Below are 14,716 nucleotides of genomic sequence, written 5' to 3' on the forward strand. Positions count from 1 at the left end.
GTCCGCATGCGCAAACCGCTCGATCAAGCTGGAAGAATGTAACGCTCGATGGCGACAGCAACGCCGTCCTGCTCATTGCTATCTGTAACATGATCAGCCTGTCCCTTGACTGTCTGCTCGCCCTGCCCCATCGCAATCGACAAGCCAGCCTTGTGGAACATCGCCACGTCGTTACCACCGTCGCCAATGGCCGCCGTGCGAGAAAGATCGACTCCCAGATACTTCGCCAATGTAACCAGCGCGGAGCCCTTGTTGGCCTCCAGCGCAGTCACGTCGAGGTAGTATTTTTGCGAACGCGCAGCCAGGGCCAATCCTTCGATCTGCGGGTTGATGCGAGCTTCCAGAGTCTTCAGCAGCTCAAAATCAGCGCTGGCCGCAACGATCTTGTCGACGCGATCAAGGTATGGCTCGAAACTCTCGACCTGAACATAGCGGTACCCCAGCGCGTCGAGCTCATGATCGACGTAATCGGCGTGAGGATCGAGCAACAGCCATTGATCGTCGGCAAACACCCAGATCGCAACGTTCTGGCCGGTGAACAGCTCAAGACACATCCTGACCGCTTTGGGGTCAATGCGATGAGCCACCAGCAGGCTGCCATCGGGATGAGTGATGGTGCCGCCATTGAATGCCACGGTGGGCAAATCCACACCCAGCGCTTCGATCACCTGACGCATGGCCCTGGGCGGGCGACTGCTGGCCAGCGAGAAGTGAACGCCAGCATCACGCAGGCGCTTGATGGAGTCGATATTGGCCTGGCTAAGGCTGTGATCACGGCGCAGTAACGTGCCGTCGATGTCGGACAACAGGAACTGTACGGGCAGTTCAGACATTCAATTCTCTCCATTCGCGGCCATCACGGCTCAGCAGCTCCTCACCTGCTTGCGGGCCATCCTTGCCAGCTTCGTAAAGCTGCACTTGCGGCTGCGCGGCCCAGGCGTCGAGGAACGGCTGCACGGCACGCCAGCCGTTCTCGATGTTGTCGGCCCGCTGGAAGAGCGTCTGATCACCGGTCAGGCAGTCATAAATAAGGGTTTCGTAACCTGTGGAGGGCTGCATCTCGAAGAAATCCTTGTAGGCGAAGCCCAGCGCGATATCTTCCATTTTCAGTTCCGGGCCAGGACGCTTGGCAAACAGATCGAACCACATGCCTTCGTTGGGCTGGATCTGAATCCTCAGGTAGTTGGGCTTGAGGCGGTCGACTTCGGTGTCGCGAAATTGCGCATACGGCGCGGGCTTGAAGCAGATGGCGATTTCCGTGCTGCGAGCACTCATGCGCTTGCCGGTGCGCAGATAGAACGGCACCCCGACCCAACGCCAATTGTCGACCATGACCTTGAGCGCGACATAGGTTTCGGTCGTGCTGTCGGGCTCCACGCGATCCTCCTGACGATAACCGACAACCTCCTTGTCACCCATCGCGCCTTTCGCATACTGGCCACGCACCGAGTTTGCCAGAGCTTCCTCCTGACTCCAGGGCCGGATCGCTCCAACCACCTTGGCCTTCTCGCCGCGAACGGCATCGGCACCGAAAGCGGCCGGCGGCTCCATGGCAACCATAGCCAGCAACTGGAACAGGTGATTGGGCACCATGTCGCGCAATGCACCGGTGTGTTCGTAAAAGCTGCCACGGGTTTCGACGCCTACGGTCTCCGCCGCCGTGATCTGTACGTGGTCGATGTAGTGGTTGTTCCAGAACGATTCGAACAGGCCATTGGAGAAACGGCTGACCAGAATGTTCTGCACCGTTTCCTTGCCCAGGTAGTGGTCGATCCGGTAGATCTGCTTTTCGCTCATGACCTTGAGCAAACAGCCATTGAGCTCGACCGCACTGGCCAGATCGGAGCCGAAGGGCTTTTCGATCACGACACGACGGAAGCCATCTTCGGTTTCCTGCAACAAACCTGACGAACCCAGCCGCTGGGCGACCTCGCTGAAAAATCGCGGCGCAGTAGCCAGATAGAACACCGCGTTCGCGGTGCCGGTGCTCTCGATCTTGCTGGCGATGTCCTGATAGGTGGAGTCGTCAAGGAAATCACCTTGCACATAACTGATGCGCTCGGCCAGCTTGCTCCACAGCGTAGGATCGAGTGGGTCCTTGCCGCCACCGGCAACCTTGCCGGCGGCTTCATCGCGAATGAAGTTCTCGAGCTTTTTCGCAAAGTCGGCATCGCTGATCGCATTGTGATCGACGCCAACGATGTGCAGCCCTTCATCCACCAGACCGTCGCGCGACAGGTTATAGAGTGCCGGCATCAGCAGGCGCTTGACCAGATCTCCATGGGCACCAAACAGAAACAGGGTCGTGGGGGGCGCCACTTCGGCTTTTTGCTCGGCGCTGCCGCGCGACAGGCCCATTACTTGGGTTCCTTGTGGCCACCAAATCCGAAGCGCATGGCCGACAGCATCTTGTCCGCGTACGAACTTGTCTGGCGAGAACGGAAACGCGCAAACAGGGCGCTGGACAGTACAGGAACCGGAACCGCCTGCTCGATGGCGGCTTCGATGGTCCAGCGCCCTTCGCCACTGTCGGCAACCGAACCGGAGAAAGCATCCAGGTGCGGGTCGGTGGCCAGGGCATCAGCGGTAAGGTCCAGCAGCCAGGAAGACACCACACTGCCACGACGCCAGACCTCGGCGATATCGGCGGTGTTCAGGTCAAAACGCTGCTCCGCTGGCAGATGCTCGGAGTTTTTCTGCTTGAGAAGATCGAAGCCTTCGGCGAAGGCCTGCATCATTCCGTACTCGATACCGTTGTGGATCATCTTCACGAAATGGCCGGAACCGGCAGGGCCGGAGTGGATATAACCGCGCTCGGCGCGATCGTCGGTCGAGGTACGGCCTTTGGTGCGCTCGATCGAGCCAAGACCTGGTGCCAGCGTTGCAAACAGCGGATCCAGGCGCTCGACAACAGCAGCCTCGCCTCCAATCATCATGCAATAGCCGCGCTCAAGCCCCCAGACCCCGCCTGACGTGCCGACATCGACGTAGTGCAAGCCTTTTTCGGTGAGCTCCTGAGCTCGCCGAATGTCATCCTTGTAGAAGGTATTACCGCCGTCGATGATCACATCATCGGCGTCAAGCAACTGGCTGAGGGTCTGAATGGTCTCTTCGGTCGGCGCACCTGCCGGGAGCATTACCCAGATGGCGCGTGGCTTGTCGAGCGCATCGACCATTTCCTTCAGGCCTGCGACTGCAACCGAACCGTCATTGGCCAGGGCGTTGCGTGATGCCTCATCGCGGTCATACACAACAGTCGTGTGGCCGTTCAACATCAAGCGGCGTGCGATGTTGCCGCCCATGCGGCCCAGTCCAATAATCCCAAGTTGCATGAAGGTGCTCCTTAAATCGTAAAAAAGGTGCCGCACTTGCTGTCCAGCGCATCGACAGGTTGCGAGCATGCAGGTTAGTCAAGCGAGGCGGAACGTCGGTTCCCTTGCGAGAAGATGAAGGCGTCTACGCCCTCCTGTGGTGCATTTTGTCGCGATTAATAAACATTCGCGACAATTAAAAATAAAAAAGTTCCAAAATCATGCAAAAGAAATCAAAATCGGTGCCGATAGAGAGGGTAAGCAGCGGCGCTCATGGATTGAAAGTCATTGCCACGGACCTTTCTGAGGTTGAATCCGCCATTTGCGAGGTGAGCAATGGGCACTGTACTACCAGCACTTGCACCACAAACCCTGTATGTCACGATCCGCCGCGACGAATTGCGTGCATTGAAAGAAGAGCGCGAGCAGTTGCAGAAAAAGGTCGCTCATTTGAGCTCGATGCTGCAGCAACCCCACTTGTCTGCACCCGGCAAGATGCTTCAAGCCTGACTGCCATTGCATAACCCCTTAAAACGCTTCAGGGCAAGCCCGATATTCTGGCTTGCCCACCTGATCTGCTCTCACAGTCTGCGCCCCTTCCCTGTCCGATTCTGCTGAACATTTTTCCCTTATACCCGACACGGCTGCACACAAACCTGCTGCGTACTTTATAGCGCCTTCTGCCAGAACATGGCACGCCCCATTTCAGCGCTCAACTGGTAATTGTCGAAACCAAGCTTCCTGTAGGCACCTTGAGCTACCTCATTGCCCTCCAGAACCTCAAGTGTCAGTTTGCAGCAACCTCGCTGGCGTGCAATCTCTTCCACCTTGAGCAACATTTTCTGGCTGATGCCCATGCCGCGGTATTGAGCGACGACCGCAACGTCGTGAATATTGACCAGCGGACGACAGGCAAAGGTTGAAAAACCCTCAAAGCAATTGACCAGCCCTACCGGCTCTCCGGAAATGAACGCCAACACACTGAAAGCGTAGGGACGTTTGGCCAGCTCGATAGCCAACTGCTGACGCGCATCGCTCGACAGCGGCCGACCTGTGCCCATGACATCCATCGAATATTCGTTCTGAACCGCCCCGGGTTTCTCGGAGACCCTTTTGTTTGAGTCATGCCACCTGGGCAGACTCGGTGAGTTGCTGATAATAGATTGCTTCTGCTTCGACCGGTGGAATATGACCGATTGGCTCCAGCAGGCGGCGGTGATTGAACCAGTCCACCCATTTCAGGGTTTCCAGCTCCACCGCCCCCCGTGTGGGCCAAGAGCGTCGATGAATCACTTCAGCCTTGTAAAGACCATTGATGGTCTCAGCCAAAGCATTGTCGTAAGAGTCACCGACACTCCCGACCGATGGCTCAATACCGGCTTCGACAAGACGCTCGGTATAGCGAATGGACACGTACTGCACGCCACGGTCACTGTGGTGAATGAGTTCACCCTGCTTGACTGGGCGACGGGCGTAAAGGGCTTGCTCCAGTGCATCGAGTACAAAATCGGTACGCGCTGAACTGGACACCTTCCAACCGACGATGAATCGGGCAAAGACATCAATGATGAAGGCCACGTAAACAAAACCCTGCCAGGTACTGACGTAGGTAAAGTCCGATACCCATAGGGCGTTCGGGCACTCAGCCACAAACTGACGGTTGACATGATCCTGCGGGCACGGCCTGGCTTGGTCGCTGACCGTCGTCTTGACGGGCTTGCCGCGTACCACGCCTTGCAGGCCCAGCTCTCCCATCAGACGTTGCACCGTACAGCGGGCGACTTGCAGTCCGTCACGCAGCAATTGTCGCCAGACCTTGCGCACGCCATATACCTGGAAGTGCTCATCCCAGACTCGCTGGATGTGCTCACCCAGTTCCTGGTCACGCTGCGCACGCGCTGACTGCTGGCTGGGGTCAGCCTGCTGAGCAGCGTACCGGTAGTACGTCGACGGGGCGATTGGCAACACCTTGCAAATCGGCTCGACCCCGTAAGACTGGCGGTTTTCATCAATAAACGTCTTCATCGTTTGAATGGGCGGTCGAGCTCCGCCTGGGCAAAATAGGCTGAGGCCTTACGCAAGATCTCGTTAGCTTGACGCAACTGACGGTTCTCACGCTCCAAGAGCTTGACTCGCTCACGTTCGACTGTGCTCAGCCCATCACGCTGGCCGCTGTTGCGCTCAGATTGGCGAACCCACAGCCGTAATGTCTCGGGCGTGCAGCCGATCTTGGGGGCAATGGCACTGATGGTGGCCCACTGCGACTCGTACTCAGGAAGGTGTTCGAAAACCATCCTGATGGCCCGCTCACGGACCTCTGGGGAATACTTCGGTAGTTTTTTCATCGCTCCATCCTCTCAAAGGTTGGAGTCTCCGAGAAACCCGGGGCGGTTCAGTTCAGCACAAATCCAATTGCATCAGCGTGCACGGGATTCGTGTAACTCGCTTGCAGTACCAATACCTCGGGGGCTTCCATTTCCATCCTCGTCAATTCAATAAAAGTGATTCTGTAAAATCATCAAAGGGTAACTCTTTAAGGCCAGCACGTTATTTCAAGCCAGCTCTGTGACTAGAGCGTCTAGCCCGATTCTATCCTGCCTCGCTGCAAAATGTTCCAGCGCGGATGTAGGAATTTTCTCGCCACGCCCACAGATTGACCGCCAGACGCACCCAGAAAAGGCGCGACGCACCGATCGGGCTCATGAGCGGCTCCACTCACCCGTTTTTTTCGATAAAAAAGAAACGCATGACCTCGATTGTCGAACGATCCGACGACCGGTCATGCGCCCTCGGGACTCGAATTTAACCCATAAAAAAGCGCAACGACTGCCGGGCTGGCCCTTGCAGCGTGCCAACAAGCGCGGCTTCAAAGCCCTTGCCAGACATTCGCGCAGAAAAAAGTCGAAACTTCTCCAAAACGCCCCGGTCAGGTGAATGGAGCATCTATGCTATTGGCTGACATCCGGTAATGGCGACATCACGCGGCTTTGTCACTACGCATGGTCCAAACGGGTATTGATCTTGCGTAGTGCACGTATGTGTACCCGGCCATAGGAAATGGCCAATAAAAATCAAGTGATGCACCAAGACTGTTTTAAGGGGAAAAATCGATGATTAGCGCCGCTGTCAAAACCCAGAAGGGAGAGAGTTTTAACCAGCCTGTCGGCGAGCTGACTCATCTGCCAGTCTTCTCTACCAAGAGCGTTCCTTTGCTGCAATTACCAACCTCGACAAATCAGCCTACGCCGACCATGTCTCAGGTCAGCAGACGCAAAGTGTTGTTCGTGACCTCGGAATTGGCCGACCTGGTGAAAACCGGTGGGCTGGGCGACGTATCCGCCGCATTGCCACGAGCAATGCGCCACCTGCATGACGTGCGGGTTCTTATTCCAGGTTATCCGCAGGTCATCAACAGCGGAAACCCGATCCATATCATCAGCCAACTGGGCGGGCATGCTGCACTGCCACCTTGCAAGGTGGGTCGCATGGACATGAAAGATGGCCTTGTGATCTATGTGTTGATCTGCCCTGAGCTTTACGAGCGTGAAGGCACGCCTTACGCCGACAGTGATGGCCGCGACTGGTCCGATAACCATATTCGTTTTGCCCGTCTGGGGCTCGCGGCTGCCGAATTTGCGGCTGGCGAAGTGAAAAGCCAATGGTGCCCCGAGCTGGTCCATGCCCATGACTGGCCTGCCGGCCTGGCGCCTGCCTACATGCGCTGGCGCGGGCAGTCCACGCCAAGCATCTTTACTATCCACAATCTGGCCTATCAGGGGACCGTGAGTACCGCTTCGAGTCGTGAACTGGGCATTCCAGATGAAGCGATCACCCCGGAAGGCATGGAGTTCTACGGCAAGCTGTCCTTCATCAAGGCAGGCATGGCCTTCGCGAGCCACATTACGACCGTGAGTGCCACCTATGCTCGGGAAATCACCACGCCAGAGTTTGGTTGCGGCCTGGAAGGTTTTCTGCAGAGCAAGGCTAACAAGGGTCAGCTCAGCGGCATCCCTAACGGAATCGACGAAAGCTGGGATGCAGCGACCGACGAACACCTGATCTGCCACTTTGCGCCCAACGAATGGACGCGCAAGGAAATCAACGCCGACTATGTGCGTGAGCTGTTTGAGCTGGATGCCTCGACCGGGCCCTTGTATGCAGTGGTTTCGCGCCTTGTGTATCAAAAAGGCCTGGACCTGACCATCGGGGTTGCCGAGCACATCGTCAACAACGGCGGACAAATCGCAATTATCGGTCGCGGCGAGCCCGAGGAAGAAGATGCCATGCGCGAGCTGGCCGCACGCTTCCCGGGGCGCATTGGTGTGCGTATCGGCTTCAATGAAACCGACGCACGACGCATGTTCGCCGGCAGCGATTTTCTGTTGATGCCATCGCGCTATGAACCCTGCGGTCTGAGCCAGATGTATGCGCAACGCTTCGGCTCCCTGCCTGTTGCACGCAACACCGGCGGCCTGGCGGACACAATCGAGGACGGCGTGACTGGCTTCCTGTTCAAAGAATCAACCATCGAAAGTTACACCGAAGCCCTGAACCGCACGTTTCAGGTATTCGCCCACCGTGAGCTGCTCAACGCCATGCGCTGCCGTGCAATGGCTGCTCCCTTCAACTGGCATCAGGCAGTAGAGCCCTACGCAGATCTCTACCGTGACCTGTTGAAGAAAAACGTGAGCATTTCCAGCAACTACTAGTTTAAGGATCAATGGATGCCACTGCGTACAGACGATAACTGGCGCCACGGCGCCGTCTTGCTAGACCCCGAACACACCCGGTTTGCCCTCTGGGCACCGGATGCCAACTACGTAAATGTCGAACTCCAGGATGGCCAGGGTGTTCAGTCACTGGCCATGCTGCCCCAGCCGGAAGGCTGGTTCGTCCTTGAGGCCCGCTGCGAAGCGGGCACTCGATACCGCTTCAAAATCGACCATGAACTGGAAGTGCCTGACCCCGCCTCTCGCGCGCAGGTCGACGATGTCCATTCTCAAAGCTTCGTAGTGGACCCTCTGGCCTATTCATGGCAAAACACCTCATGGCAAGGTCGGCCGTGGCATGAGGCGGTGATCTATGAGCTGCACGTAGGTGCGATGGGCGGCTATGCTGCGGTGGAAAAACACCTGCCGCGCCTTGCGCAAATGGGCATTACCGCGATCGAGCTGATGCCGCTTGCGCAGTTTCCCGGTGATCGCAACTGGGGCTACGACGGCGTTCTGCACTACGCCCCGCAATCTTCCTATGGCACACCGGAAGAGCTCAAGCACCTGATCGATACAGCTCACGGTCTTGGCCTGATGGTAATACTGGACGTGGTGTACAACCACTTCGGCCCGGACGGCAACTACCTGGGAAGTTACGCCAAGGAGTTTTTCCGCAGCGATCTGCATACCCCGTGGGGCGATGCCATTGATTTTCGCCGCCCGCAGGTGCGCGACTTCTTCGTCGACAATGCGCTGATGTGGCTGCTGGAATACCGCATCGACGGCTTGCGCATGGACGCTGTGCATGCCATTCGCGATAAAACGTTCCTGCCAGAATTCGCAACTCGCGTACGCGGCCAGATCGAGCCGGACAGGCACGTGTGGCTGAACCTTGAGAACGAGTTCAACCAGGCCGGTCTTCTGGAGAAAGGCTTCGATGCACAATGGGACGACGACGGGCACAACACTTTGCACGTGCTGCTGACCGGTGAAACCGACGCCTATTATTCCGACTTCGCTCAGGAGCCTACGCAAAAGCTTGCGCGCCTGCTCAGCGAAGGGTTTGTCTATCAGGGCGAACAGACGCGGCATGGACACACGCGAGGAGAGCCCAGCGGCCACCTTGCGCCGACTGCCTTTGTATTGTTCCTGCAGAACCATGACCAGATCGGCAACCGCGCACTCGGTGAGCGTTTGCCGCAGCTGTGCACGCCTGCTGCGCTGAGGGCCGCAACCGCCCTGTTGCTGCTTTCGCCGATGATTCCGCTGATGTTCATGGGCGATGAGTGGGCGGCCAGCGAACCGTTTCTGTTCTTCACCAGCCACCATGGCGAACTGGCCGATGCGGTGCGCGAAGGACGTCGCAAGGAGTTCGCCGACTTTGCCGCATTCGCCGATCCGGAAAAGCGCGAGCACATTCCCGACCCGAACGACATCAAGACATTCGAGGCATCACGTCCGGCGTTTTCGGCAGTTGATCTGGAGACCGACAAAGGCCTGGATCACCGCAGCTGGGTCGACTTTTATACACAGTTGCTGGCTTTGCGGCACAAGGAAATCGTGCCACGCCTGCCCGGTGCACGCTTCCTGAAAACCGATATTCTCGGCGACAAGGCCGTCAGTGCACGCTGGGTGCTGGGCGATGGCAGCGAGCTGCGTATCGACCTGAACCTCAGCGAGCAGGCTGTCGATGCTCCGCCGCAGAAAAATGCCCGGCAGATATTCTCCAGCGCCGCAAAATCGTCCGAACTTTCCCCGCAGGCCATCCTCAATCCTTACACGGCCATTGTCAGCCTGACAGCAAGTGATGTTCTGGAGGAACAGGATGAACAATGAGCAATTGGAGAGGCTTGCGACCGAGGCAGGGCTATCGGTGCATTGGGTCGATGCCAACGCTCGGCCGCAGACTGTCAGCCCTGATGTACTGCGCAAGGTTCTGGAAGCGCTGGGCTATCCGGCCGAAAACGGCGAGGCTATCGATGCCAGCCTGTTAAGCCTGCAAAACGCCAGCCACGGCAAAAGCGCCCCGCCGCTGCTGACGGTCGACACGGACAGTAATCTGGATCTGTCCGAGTGGTTTGCGCCGCAAACGCCATTCACGCTGCACCTCGAAGACGGTTCATCGCTGGACGCCAGGCTAACCGCGTCCGGCGAACTTCCAGCGCTGGCACCGCCCGGCTATCAACAGTTGGAGATTGCCGGTCAACATCTGACCATCGCTGTCGCCCCTAAAATCTGTTTCAGCATGGCAATGGCCACCGATGCGCCGAAGCCACATGGCTGGGGTCTGACTGCTCAGCTTTACAGCCTGCGCCGCGAGGGCGATGGCGGTTTTGGCGATACGGAAGCACTGGAGAAGGTTGTTCGCGCTGCCGGAGAGCGCGGTGCCGATGCGCTGGGCATCAGCCCGATCCATGCAATGTTCGCCAATGATCCACACCGTTACAGCCCTTATTCGCCGTCCAGCCGACTGTTTCTAAATAGCCTGTATGCGTCGCCCGGTGCCATTCTGGGTGAACATGCATGGCGTCAGGCGATAGAAGACGCGCGCGTTGGCGACGAAATGAAGCAACTGGAAGCGCAGCAGTTGATTGACTGGCCTGCTGCTGCCCAAGCCAAGTGGAAAGCGCTGCACAAGCTGTACGAAGGGTTCAGTGCGGGTGATCACCCTTTGCACGAAGACTTCAACAGCTTCCGCCACAGCGGTGGCGAGGCCCTGGAGAACCACTGCCGCTTCGAAGCGCTGTGTGCCGAATCCGAAACGTTGAATATCGGCAGCAATTGGCATGAATGGCCGGAAGAGTTCAAAGACCCTCGTAGTGACGCCGTCGCAGCATTTGCCGAAGCGCACAGCGAGCACATCAGTTTTCATGCATTCGCTCAATGGCTCATCGCCCGCGGCCTGGAGCGTGCGCAGTCTGCCGCACGCAGCAGTGGCATGCGCATCGGCCTGATCGCCGACCTGGCAGTGGGTGCCGATGGTGCCGGAAGTCAGGCCTGGAGTCGTCAGGACGAGTTGCTGTCGGCTCTGACTGTTGGCGCACCACCTGACATTCTCAACCGTGCCGGCCAGAGCTGGGGGATTTCCGCGTTTTCACCGGACGGCCTCAAGCGTAATGGTTTTCGCGCGTTCATCGAGATGCTGCGGGCCAACTTCGCCCATGCCGGCGGGTTGCGTATCGACCATGTCATGGGCTTGCAGCGGCTATGGGTCATCCCTCAGGGGGCGCCTCCTAGTGAAGGCGCGTATCTGAATTTCCCGTTGGACGACATGCTTCGCCTGCTGAGTCTGGAATCCTGGCGGCACAAGGCGATCGTGCTCGGTGAAGACCTTGGAACTGTGCCTGAAGGTCTCAGCGACAAGCTCAGCGCTCGGGCGATTCTGGGCATGCGTGTGCTGCTCTTCGAACAGAACAACGGTCAGTTCAAGCCCATCCTTGACTGGTCGGACCAGGCACTGGCCACCACCAGTACCCACGATTTGCCGACACTGGCAGGCTGGCTCAGCGAGCTGGATATCGAGTGGAATGCCCAGCTGGGTCACATCGACGAGCAACATGAATCGCAATGGCGTGAAGAACGCGGGCGCGAATATGCAAGCCTGTGCCGAGCCTTGAGTCAGAACGTCGACAGCCTGCCGTCCGAAAGCGAAGACCCTGAGCAGATCATCGACGCGAGCATTCGCTATCTGGGTCACACGCGCGCTCCACTGGTGCTGCTACCGATGGAAGATGCGCTGGGTGTCAAGGAGCAGGCCAACCTGCCCGGCACCATTGACAGCCACCCGAACTGGCGCAGACGCCTCCCCGGCGATGCGGCCTCCTTGCTTGATAACCCGAATGCTGCTCGACGACTGGAATTGCTCTCCCAATCCCGGCTGCAAGCTGCGGAGCGTGACCAATGACCCGTCCATTACAGCCTTTGCGCGCTACCCAGCGTTTACAATTTCATAAAGATTTCACGCTCGACGATGCGGTGCCGCTGGTGCCCTACTTCGCCAGTCTGGGGATCAGCCATGTCTATGCCTCGCCGCTGCTCAAGGCGCGTGCTGGCTCAATGCATGGTTACGACGTCGTCGACCCGACCGTCATCAACCCGGAACTGGGTGGCGAGCCTGCCCTGCTGCGTCTGGTATCGGCCTTGCGCGAACACGGCATGGGGCTGATCCTCGACATCGTATCCAACCACATGGCCGTCGGTGGTGCAGACAATCCCTGGTGGCTGGACCTGCTCGAATGGGGTCGGCGCAGCCCGTATGCCGAGTTCTTCGACATTCAGTGGAATTCGCCGGATCCGTTGCTGGAAGGCCAGTTGCTGCTGCCGTTTCTGAGCAGCGATTACGGCACCGTCCTGCAGGCCGGAGAAATCCCGCTGCGCTTCAACGCCGAGCGCGGCATGTTTTATATCGAGCACTACCAGCATCATTTCCCGATCTGCCCGCTGACCTATGATTCATTGCTTCAGGCAGTCGAACACCCGCAATTGAAGGAAATGGGCCAGCGCTTCACTGCGCTTGCTCAATACCCGCAAGCCTACGAACGTGCACGTCAGGCCAGAACCGAGCTGGCCGAGCTGGCGAAAGATCCGCAGGTGCTCAAAGGCATCGAGCAGATCCTTGCGCACTTCGACTCCAGCAAGCCGGAAGGCTTTCAGCGTCTGCATCAGTTGCTGGAACGTCAGCACTATCGTCTGGCCAGCTGGCGTACTGCCGGTGATGACATCAATTGGCGGCGCTTCTTCGACATCAACGAGCTAGGTGGTTTGCGTGTCGAACGGCCGCAGGTATTTGAAGCCACCCACGGCAAGATATTCCAGCTGATTGCCGACGGCCTGGTTGACGGGTTGCGGATCGATCATATCGATGGGCTGGCCAACCCGCGCGGCTACGGCCGCAAGCTGCATCGCCGGGTAAAAAGCCTGCTCAAGCTGCGTCCTGCCGAGGCGCGCATTGATCATCTGCCTATTTTCGTCGAGAAAATACTGGGGCCGGATGAGCCGTTGCGTGAAGACTGGAGCGTGGACGGTACAACTGGCTACGAGTTCATGAATCAGGTCTCGCTGCTGCAACACGATCCCAAGGGCAAAGAGCCACTTGGAGAGCTGTGGAGTCGACTGACAGAACGTACCGCTGACTTCGATCAAGAAGTGCTGGTGGCCCGGGACCTGGTCCTGCACGGCACACTGGCGGGCGATTTCGAGAACGTCGCGCAGTCGTTGCTGCAAGTTGCACGCAGCGACCTGATGAGTCGTGACCTCACGCTGGGTGCAATTCGCCGTGCCCTGCTCGCGCTGATCGTCAATTTTCCGATTTATCGCACCTATATCTCGGTCTGCGGCCGCTCGGCGCAGGACGACAAGTATTTCCAGCAGGCAATGGAAGGCGCTCGCACCACTTTGAACGAAGGCGACTGGCCAGTGCTGGATTATCTGGCACGCTGGCTGGGTGGCGAAGCGTGGCGCAAACTGCCACGCGGACCGTTGCGCAAGCTGTACAAGAATGCGTGTGTACGGTTCCAGCAACTGACCTCCCCGGTTGCCGCCAAGTCGGTTGAGGACACCTCGTTCTATCGCTCTGCAGTGCTGTTGTCGCGCAACGATGTAGGCTTTCATCCGCAGCATTTCAGTGCGCCGGTGGAAGACTTCCATCAGGTCTGCCTGGAGCGTCTGGAAAAATTCCCCGACAACTTGCTGACCACTGCAACGCACGATCACAAGCGTGGCGAGGACACACGTACACGCCTTGCGGTCCTGAGTGAATGTGCGCCGTGGTACGCCGAACAGGTAGAACGCTGGAGACAGCTGGCAGTGCCCCTGAAAGGCGAAGAACCGGCCATCAGTGCGGGTGACGAGCTGATGCTTTATCAGGCCTTGCTGGGCAGCTGGCCGCTGAGCCTGGAGGGCGAAGAAGCTCACCAGGAATACGCGAAGCGCATGGTGCAGTGGCAAGAGAAAGCCCTGCGCGAAGCCAAGCTGCAAAGCAGCTGGAGCGTGCCGAATCAGCCTTACGAAACGGCTTGCCGCGAATTTCTTGAACGTTTGCTGTTGGCTCCTGAAGCGCTGGCGTTGCGCCAGTCACTGAGTGCAACGGCCAATCGTATCGCGACCGCCGGGGCACTCAACAGTCTGGCGCAAACCTTGCTACGCTTGACCGTACCCGGTGTTCCCGATTTGTATCAGGGCACCGAGTTCTGGGATTTCAGCCTGGTGGATCCGGACAACCGGCGACCGGTTGATTATGCAGCCCGACAGAAAGCGCTGGCAGAAGATGCAAGCGCTTCCGACCTGCTCGATAACTGGCAGGATGGCCGCATCAAACAGGCGCTGATTGCGAAGGTTTTGAACCTGCGTGCCGAGCACCCAACGCTGTTCAGCGAGGGGCGTTATCAGCCTCTGGAAATAAAGGGTAGCCACGCCGGGCACGTGATGGCTTTTGCCCGGGAGACACAAGGAGTGCGCGCTATCATCGTAGTCCCACGCACAAGCAGTGAACTATTGGGTACTGCGCAAACTCCATTGATTAATGCTGCCAATTGGGGCGACACACGGATTATGCTTCCGTTTGCCGACTCTGGATCTGACTGGAAAGGACTCTTTTCCGACGGTGTCGCAACACACGTTCGGGAGATACCGCTCAGTGCAGCGCTTGAAAGATTTTCCGTCAATTTGCTTATTCAAACTATGTAATAGCTGGGA

10 protein-coding genes, 1 pseudogene and 1 other annotated feature are annotated in these 14,716 nt (G+C 58.0%); of the genes and pseudogenes, 5 read left to right on the top strand and 6 right to left on the bottom strand.

The window, feature by feature from the left end:
* Nucleotides 1–23: 23 nt before the first annotated feature.
* From AC4ANK_RS15725 to gnd, 3 genes are read right to left on the bottom strand one after another with little or no spacing between them, the layout of a single operon-like run.
* On the bottom strand, nt 24–833 hold the full coding sequence (locus AC4ANK_RS15725; RefSeq protein ID WP_002553286.1) for a Cof-type HAD-IIB family hydrolase: 810 nt from the start codon (nt 831–833) through the stop codon (nt 24–26).
* Nucleotides 826–2,358, bottom strand: coding sequence for a glucose-6-phosphate dehydrogenase (gene zwf, locus AC4ANK_RS15730; protein ID WP_002553285.1), 1,533 nt, complete (start codon nt 2,356–2,358; stop codon nt 826–828). The genes AC4ANK_RS15725 and zwf overlap by 8 nt, the downstream gene beginning before the upstream one ends.
* Nucleotides 2,358–3,332, bottom strand: coding sequence for a phosphogluconate dehydrogenase (NAD(+)-dependent, decarboxylating) (gene gnd, locus AC4ANK_RS15735; protein ID WP_002553284.1), 975 nt, complete (start codon nt 3,330–3,332; stop codon nt 2,358–2,360). Before gnd ends, zwf begins: the two co-directional genes overlap by 1 nt.
* A 315-nt stretch (nt 3,333–3,647) precedes the next feature.
* On the opposite strand from gnd, the gene AC4ANK_RS15740 reads away from it, so the two are divergent.
* Nucleotides 3,648–3,821, top strand: a complete 174-nt coding sequence (locus AC4ANK_RS15740; RefSeq protein ID WP_002553283.1) for a DUF6026 family protein — start codon at nt 3,648–3,650, stop codon at nt 3,819–3,821.
* 158 nt (nt 3,822–3,979) lie between these two features.
* Here AC4ANK_RS15740 and AC4ANK_RS15745 read toward each other — a convergent pair whose 3' ends face one another.
* The 3 genes and pseudogenes from AC4ANK_RS15745 to AC4ANK_RS15755 all read right to left on the bottom strand — a co-directional run.
* Complete coding sequence (locus tag AC4ANK_RS15745; protein WP_460385197.1) at nt 3,980–4,450, bottom strand: GNAT family N-acetyltransferase; 471 nt, start codon at nt 4,448–4,450, stop codon at nt 3,980–3,982.
* A protein-coding gene (locus AC4ANK_RS15750; RefSeq protein ID WP_460385024.1) for an IS3-like element IS51 family transposase occupies nt 4,434–5,656 on the bottom strand; the annotation gives its coding sequence in 2 pieces (ribosomal slippage) (nt 4,434–5,371 and nt 5,371–5,656; 1,224 coding nt in all). Before AC4ANK_RS15750 ends, AC4ANK_RS15745 begins: the two co-directional genes overlap by 17 nt.
* Nucleotides 5,262–5,378 (bottom strand) — a sequence feature (AL1L pseudoknot). (Overlaps the previous gene by 117 nt.)
* Before the next feature lie 50 nt (nt 5,657–5,706).
* Nucleotides 5,707–5,787 (bottom strand): annotated as a pseudogene (locus AC4ANK_RS15755) (GNAT family N-acetyltransferase); the annotation flags it as partial.
* Between the two features lie 634 nt (nt 5,788–6,421).
* Here AC4ANK_RS15755 and glgA point away from each other — a divergent pair.
* From glgA to AC4ANK_RS15775, 4 genes are read left to right on the top strand one after another with little or no spacing between them, the layout of a single operon-like run.
* A complete protein-coding gene (gene glgA, locus AC4ANK_RS15760; RefSeq protein WP_031594734.1) occupies nt 6,422–8,020 on the top strand; it encodes a glycogen synthase GlgA in 1,599 nt (532 codons plus the stop codon).
* A gap of 15 nt (nt 8,021–8,035) precedes the next feature.
* Nucleotides 8,036–9,859, top strand: coding sequence for a malto-oligosyltrehalose trehalohydrolase (treZ, locus tag AC4ANK_RS15765; RefSeq protein WP_002553280.1), 1,824 nt, complete (start codon nt 8,036–8,038; stop codon nt 9,857–9,859).
* Complete coding sequence (gene malQ, locus AC4ANK_RS15770) at nt 9,849–11,927, top strand: 4-alpha-glucanotransferase (protein ID WP_002553279.1); 2,079 nt, start codon at nt 9,849–9,851, stop codon at nt 11,925–11,927. Before treZ ends, malQ begins: the two co-directional genes overlap by 11 nt.
* The gene (locus AC4ANK_RS15775; protein WP_002553278.1) at nt 11,924–14,707 is read left to right on the top strand and encodes a malto-oligosyltrehalose synthase; all 2,784 of its coding nucleotides are present in this window, start codon (nt 11,924–11,926) and stop codon (nt 14,705–14,707) included. Before malQ ends, AC4ANK_RS15775 begins: the two co-directional genes overlap by 4 nt.
* Nucleotides 14,708–14,716 lie beyond the last annotated feature (9 nt).

The sequence above is a fragment of the Pseudomonas sp. Pmew2 genome, from assembly GCF_058129885.1.

Bases quoted from the DNA above. Each gene is read 5' to 3' on its own strand.
- AC4ANK_RS15740 (WP_002553283.1), top strand. From the start codon at position 3,648: ATGGGCACTGTACTACCAGCACTTGCACCACAAACCCTGTATGTCACG.
- zwf (WP_002553285.1), bottom strand. From the start codon at position 2,358: ATGGGCCTGTCGCGCGGCAGCGCCGAGCAAAAAGCCGAAGTGGCGCCC.
- treZ (WP_002553280.1), top strand. From the start codon at position 8,036: ATGCCACTGCGTACAGACGATAACTGGCGCCACGGCGCCGTCTTGCTA.
- gnd (WP_002553284.1), bottom strand. From the start codon at position 3,332: ATGCAACTTGGGATTATTGGACTGGGCCGCATGGGCGGCAACATCGCA.
- AC4ANK_RS15725 (WP_002553286.1), bottom strand. From the start codon at position 833: ATGTCTGAACTGCCCGTACAGTTCCTGTTGTCCGACATCGACGGCACG.
- AC4ANK_RS15775 (WP_002553278.1), top strand. From the start codon at position 11,924: ATGACCCGTCCATTACAGCCTTTGCGCGCTACCCAGCGTTTACAATTT.
- glgA (WP_031594734.1), top strand. From the start codon at position 6,422: ATGATTAGCGCCGCTGTCAAAACCCAGAAGGGAGAGAGTTTTAACCAG.
- malQ (WP_002553279.1), top strand. From the start codon at position 9,849: ATGAACAATGAGCAATTGGAGAGGCTTGCGACCGAGGCAGGGCTATCG.